The 4538-nt window shown below is 58.9% G+C and carries 9 protein-coding genes; 8 read left to right on the top strand and 1 reads right to left on the bottom strand.

Going from position 1 to position 4538, the window contains the following annotated elements; genetic code table 11:
• On the bottom strand, positions 1 to 233 hold a 233-nt coding region (locus tag ACT6S0_RS26735), incomplete at its 3' end, for a hypothetical protein (protein WP_444766762.1).
• 298 nt (positions 234 to 531) lie between these two features.
• Between ACT6S0_RS26735 and ACT6S0_RS26730 the strand changes: the two genes are divergently transcribed.
• The 8 genes from ACT6S0_RS26730 (at position 532) to ACT6S0_RS26695 (ending at position 4516) form a co-directional block, all read left to right on the top strand.
• Complete coding sequence (locus ACT6S0_RS26730) at positions 532 to 723, top strand: hypothetical protein (protein WP_444766761.1); 192 nt, start codon at positions 532 to 534, stop codon at positions 721 to 723.
• Positions 724 to 727: 4 nt separating this feature from the next.
• On the top strand, positions 728 to 1003 hold the full coding sequence (locus tag ACT6S0_RS26725) for a hypothetical protein (protein ID WP_444766760.1): 276 nt from the start codon (positions 728 to 730) through the stop codon (positions 1001 to 1003).
• A gap of 220 nt (positions 1004 to 1223) precedes the next feature.
• Positions 1224 to 1712, top strand: a complete 489-nt coding sequence (locus tag ACT6S0_RS26720) for a TcpQ domain-containing protein (protein WP_444766759.1) — start codon at positions 1224 to 1226, stop codon at positions 1710 to 1712.
• A 93-nt stretch (positions 1713 to 1805) separates the two neighbouring features.
• On the top strand, positions 1806 to 2135 hold the full coding sequence (locus ACT6S0_RS26715; RefSeq protein ID WP_444766758.1) for a hypothetical protein: 330 nt from the start codon (positions 1806 to 1808) through the stop codon (positions 2133 to 2135).
• Between the two features lie 640 nt (positions 2136 to 2775).
• Positions 2776 to 3000, top strand: coding sequence for a hypothetical protein (locus ACT6S0_RS26710; protein WP_444766757.1), 225 nt, complete (start codon positions 2776 to 2778; stop codon positions 2998 to 3000).
• A 189-nt stretch (positions 3001 to 3189) separates the two neighbouring features.
• Complete coding sequence (locus ACT6S0_RS26705; RefSeq protein WP_444766756.1) at positions 3190 to 3525, top strand: hypothetical protein; 336 nt, start codon at positions 3190 to 3192, stop codon at positions 3523 to 3525.
• Positions 3526 to 3692: 167 nt separating this feature from the next.
• Positions 3693 to 4088, top strand: coding sequence for an NAD(+)--rifampin ADP-ribosyltransferase (gene arr, locus ACT6S0_RS26700; protein ID WP_444766755.1), 396 nt, complete (start codon positions 3693 to 3695; stop codon positions 4086 to 4088).
• A gap of 197 nt (positions 4089 to 4285) precedes the next feature.
• Positions 4286 to 4516 (top strand): hypothetical protein, encoded by a 231-nt coding sequence (locus ACT6S0_RS26695; protein ID WP_444766754.1) that lies wholly within the window; start codon positions 4286 to 4288, stop codon positions 4514 to 4516.
• The last annotated feature ends 22 nt before the right edge of the window (positions 4517 to 4538 follow it).

The following is a 4538-nucleotide window of genomic DNA, read 5'->3' as shown; positions in this document are numbered from 1 at the left end:
TGGTCGACGTGACCGATGGTTCCGACGTTCACATGAACCTTGTTCATCATGTTTTTCTCCAGTTTGAGAGTTGAAAAGCCATCCGCTTCGCTGGCCAGGCGAAACATCCGGCGGGTTGTCGGCGCGCGCGCCAGACTCGGGGTGCCCGCCATGCGGGCAAAAGAAAAAAGCCTGCCGGGTGGACCACCCGACAGGCTTTTTCTTTTGCCTGAAGGATGGACCTCCAGGCGCACGAGGGCCTGGAGGCTCTACACGAACCACTCCGCGGAGTCGAAGCACGGCACTGCGCTGGCAGCGGGTGCGGCGAAGGGAAGTTCTCGTTCGGGGCTCATGTCCAAATCTCCAGCGAAGCAGGCGAAAAACAAAAAACCCGGTGGCTTGAGGCCTACCGGGTCTTGTGAAACTCAGGAGGCCTGAGCCTCCGGGTGCAAAGGCTCTATCTACGAAAGCAATTCGGCGCCAAAAGCGCGCAGGAAAGCCGCCGCAAAGGTGCGGGTCATCGATGCGTCTTGCGCGGTCAGGAACTGCTTCATGGGCTTCTACTGCGGCTGGTTGTTGGCCGCGGTGCAATGGTTGATCTTCAGGGGCGCGAAGGCTAACACCGCCATCGCGATCCGGCAACAGGAGCGTTGCATGCATGCAGCAACGGGATTTCCTCACCGGCTCTTCGGAACCCCTCTTTCCATGGGATATGCTGCGCGGCGTTTTTTGAACTTGGAGTGAATCGATGGAAGACGTGAAGATCCTTCAGATCATGCCCGCCGAAGGGTGGGTCGCTGTCTATGACGGCGGCGATGAAGGAGAGATGGAAGAACCGCTGGCCTGCTTTGCGCTGGTGCAGGTCGACTACAAGAATGGCGACGGCATCCAGACCGAAGTGCGCGGAATGGCGCCCGACGAAAAGGTCATGGGGTTCGTGGAAGACGCCACCAACTTCGTGACGGTCCGTCGTGCTGAAGAAGCCGAATCGGAAGACGAAGAGGACGGTGAAGCCGTCGAATAGGTTCTTCCTGGCAGAGCGCCGGGCACCAAAGACAAACACGAACGGACCCTTGAGGTCCGTTTTTTTATCGAAGGCAAGCATCTGTGGGAACCGGCCTCCCCCGTCGGGGGCGACGAGCCAGATAAGATAAAGGACTGACTTTTTTGCCACGTCGCACTGGACCGCGTACCGCTGGCTCTCGATCGACCTGTCCAATTCCTGCCGTCCCACAGACTCGCCGATGAGAAAGGCCCTGTTCCATCCTTCAATCTGGCTAGGCATCAGCATGAGCCTTGCCACAACGCTCGCCAGCGCAACGGCGGGAGTGCAAGTTGAAAAGATATCGCGGGACATGCCCGCAGCCGTTGCGCTCCCGGGGCCGGAAGAAGTTCTCCCCGCGACTGCCGCAGCCAGCGCACCCACTACGGGAGCCGCCTGGCTCACCGAGCGAAGAATCAACGCCGTCCGGGCTCAATGGCCCATCGAGGATGACTCCTTGCGCCTCGTGATCATGCGCTGGGGTTCCGTCGTGGGCGTCGAAGTGCGCTGGGACAGCACTCGCGACTACACGCTCACGCCCGAGGCACGTGCCGGAAAATTCACCGGGTCCTTCAAGGATGCGCTGTTTCAGCTCTCGCAGAAGTATCAGATGCTGGATGCGCCGCTGCTGCTCGAGTTCTCGGAGGACGGCACCGTGCTTCATGTGCGCGATCAGGAAAGTACCCGATAGGCCGTCGCCCTCGAAGCGAGCGCGGAAGTAGGCCGGCGAGCTTCTTGCTTGACCTGATCGCAGCAGCCGGTCGCGTTGCGCAGGAGGACTTCGATGCCGAATTTTTACTTGCCGCTCTCCGGCAATGTGCGCCAGGACATCAACCCCTGGACCTGGTTGACCAGGATTTCCAATGGGCAGCTCGGATTCATCAACATCAACATGGGCAAGTCGTCAGACCCTGCTCTCGAGCAGCAGATTCTGGATGACGTGGGCAGCTACGGGCGGCAGATTGGCCAACTCGGCGATGCGCTGGAGGCCGTTCTTGCGCACATGAAGACGGACACCTGGGATCCCAAGGCCAAGGAAGCTGTGGAGGCCTTCAGGTTCCAGCTCGCCGAGATCCGCCGGCTGAAGCGAAGCCGGGCTGACAACAAGACCTGACATTTCCCGGCGAACTCGCAGCTGCGAAGACGTCCGCCCTTCGACTCGGACAGTCGTGGGCCGGAAAGACGTTCAGGCCCCGATGGCGCAGACACGGCACGCCTCTATCTTGGAGCTGCCTCGAGCCAGCCACGCCTCATATCCGGAGCCGGATGCAAACACGGGGAACTGCTGTAGATCACAAGCGCTTGAAGGACCAGACCAGTTCGCAAACGGAATCGGCAAAGGGCTCATGAGAATTTGTATATCCTGGCACGACATTCAGGAGCCCGAATGAACATGAACATCGATGCTCGCCGAAGGGTGATCCTCCTGTTGGTGCTTGCAGTCATGGCAGGACTCTCGTTTCTTGTCGGGTATCCAAGACGCGATTCGCCCACACCGCAACAAGCCTGCACACGGAAGTGCTCAGACATCAAGAAAGACGGCTACCTTGTTTATCGAGGTCCCGCAACCCCGAAAGACAAGACGTCCGATCTCGAGTGTGAGTGCCGATGATTGCGACTTGCTGAGGGAACTGGATTCGCCGCAGAGCTGCTGGAAACTCCACGCGACCAACCGAGCTTGTGCTTCAGTCGGCTAAGAGCCATCCATCGCCCGTTGGGCGAACTTGGCCCACAACCAGTCATTCGAGAGAAACATGCATTTCGAAACCAGCGATGAGTTGCTGAACTTTGTAGAGAACTGGGTAGGCTTCAGTGGCCCAGGATATGACTATGACGCTAAAGGGCTGCTCCTCCTTCTGAGAGCAAGTCTCAGAAACATGCAAAAGCATTTCATCGAAGGCGATTTCGAGGACCTGAAGGACTTTTTCAGCGATGAAGAGCGGGGGATTCTGAGCAAACTCCTGCATTCGCGCGAGTGAATCAAGAACGACTCCTGCCAGCTAACACCAGGCCTTCGACTCCCCCTTCAATGCGATCCACACGCATGGCCGCGCAAACATCAAACGGTGGCTCTCGCAACGTGTGAATGACGGCCAGGATCCCTTGGCGCCGACGGTCTGCCCGGCTACAGTCCGCCAGAAGACGTAGTTCTTCGGGACTCCCACACCATGCAAATTGAAGCTTCAAACAGAACCGCTGCAGTTGCTGGCGCGTGGGCGTCCTTCGGACTGGTGCCATTCGAGAGATGGATGACGCAACACCATATCGATTCGGTTCTTGCCCACAACCTTTTGTGGGCGTCTGCCGCGACAGTGTTCTTCATCTTGCCCCTTTATTTCCTTGTACTCGGCCACGGTAGTGAGCCCTTCCGCCGAGCATGGTTCATAGACCCTGCGGACAGCGCACGATACGCTGTCACCGCGAAACGCATGCTCGCGTGGTTCGTCTCTGCCGGCATAGTTGGTTCGCTCTGGTCCTCGGCCCTATCACTGCTGGCTAAGTGAGCTTCCCTCAAGACGTTCGCGGCGAAGACCGGCCCCTTCGTGGGCAACGAGACTCGACCAACAGCGGTCCTAGCCCGTTTGAACCGGACCTCACGCGACACGACTCCCATGAAGATCGACACGAGTAGACTCCGCGGCTTTTCCTTTCCGCAGAGGAGCGACCCGCGATGACGATCCTTGACGCCGGCCCCTACTTCCACGGCACTCGCGCGGACCTTCAGGTGGGCGATCTGCTCACGGCAGGCTTCAGGTCGAACTACGACGACCGCGTCGTCATGAACCACATCTACTTCACCGCATGGCCCAAGGGCGCTGGGCTGGCCGCTGAAATGGCGAGGGGCGACGGCCGGGGCCGCGTCTACATCGTCGAGCCCACGGGAGCCTGCGAGGACGATCCCAACGTCACCGACAAGAAGTTCCCGGGCAATCCCACGCGTTCATACCGAAGCCGGCAGCCGCTGCGAATCGTCGGTGAACTGGAGACCTGGGAACCCTTCGATCCGGAGTACGTCCGGCAGCTGAGGGAGCGCGTGCGCGTTGGCATGGGCGAGATCATCAATTGAATCCCGTCTGACGTACGCGCACTGGATTGAGATCGGTAGTTGCTCAAGCTCGAATGCACCGGGCACGAACCGGAGATCGAAGTCGGTGACAGGCGTGAGATTTCGGAGCTGACCAAAATCCAGATCCGCATCCGGCCAGGACCAGACATCCGATGCCTTGAACCAAGGTGTCAAGAAATAGCTTAGAAATACTCAGAATGATGGATTGGATCCCTATAGTCTTCGTCACGTTCAAGGTTCTCGTGTTCGGCACGGGCATGTTCTTCGCCATCAAGTGGCACTATGAGCGAGGGAGGAAGGAGAAGCAGAGCGCGGCGCTACGCGCGGGCGGCAAGGTGGCCGCAGTCTTCGTGCTGGTGCTCTTGGGTCTCTCGCTCCTCACCTTCGGCCTTAGCAGGATGCTCGGTTTGGATTTGACCTTCCCATGATGGAAAAGAATGGTCGGCCGAT

The sequence above is a fragment of the Roseateles sp. genome, assembly GCF_052436255.1.
Classification (GTDB): Bacteria; Pseudomonadota; Gammaproteobacteria; order Burkholderiales; family Burkholderiaceae_C; genus Pelomonas.
The sequence above is the reverse complement of the archived record's forward strand: the minus strand, read 5'-3'. Positions and strand labels throughout refer to the sequence as shown.

Coding starts and splice junctions, on each gene's coding strand:
- ACT6S0_RS26715 (WP_444766758.1), top strand. CDS start 1,806: ATGCCGAATTTTTACTTGCCGCTCTCCGGCAATGTGCGCCAGGACATC.
- ACT6S0_RS26710 (WP_444766757.1), top strand. CDS start 2,776: ATGCATTTCGAAACCAGCGATGAGTTGCTGAACTTTGTAGAGAACTGG.
- ACT6S0_RS26720 (WP_444766759.1), top strand. CDS start 1,224: ATGAGAAAGGCCCTGTTCCATCCTTCAATCTGGCTAGGCATCAGCATG.
- ACT6S0_RS26730 (WP_444766761.1), top strand. CDS start 532: ATGGGCTTCTACTGCGGCTGGTTGTTGGCCGCGGTGCAATGGTTGATC.
- arr (WP_444766755.1), top strand. CDS start 3,693: ATGACGATCCTTGACGCCGGCCCCTACTTCCACGGCACTCGCGCGGAC.
- ACT6S0_RS26695 (WP_444766754.1), top strand. CDS start 4,286: ATGATGGATTGGATCCCTATAGTCTTCGTCACGTTCAAGGTTCTCGTG.
- ACT6S0_RS26705 (WP_444766756.1), top strand. CDS start 3,190: ATGCAAATTGAAGCTTCAAACAGAACCGCTGCAGTTGCTGGCGCGTGG.
- ACT6S0_RS26725 (WP_444766760.1), top strand. CDS start 728: ATGGAAGACGTGAAGATCCTTCAGATCATGCCCGCCGAAGGGTGGGTC.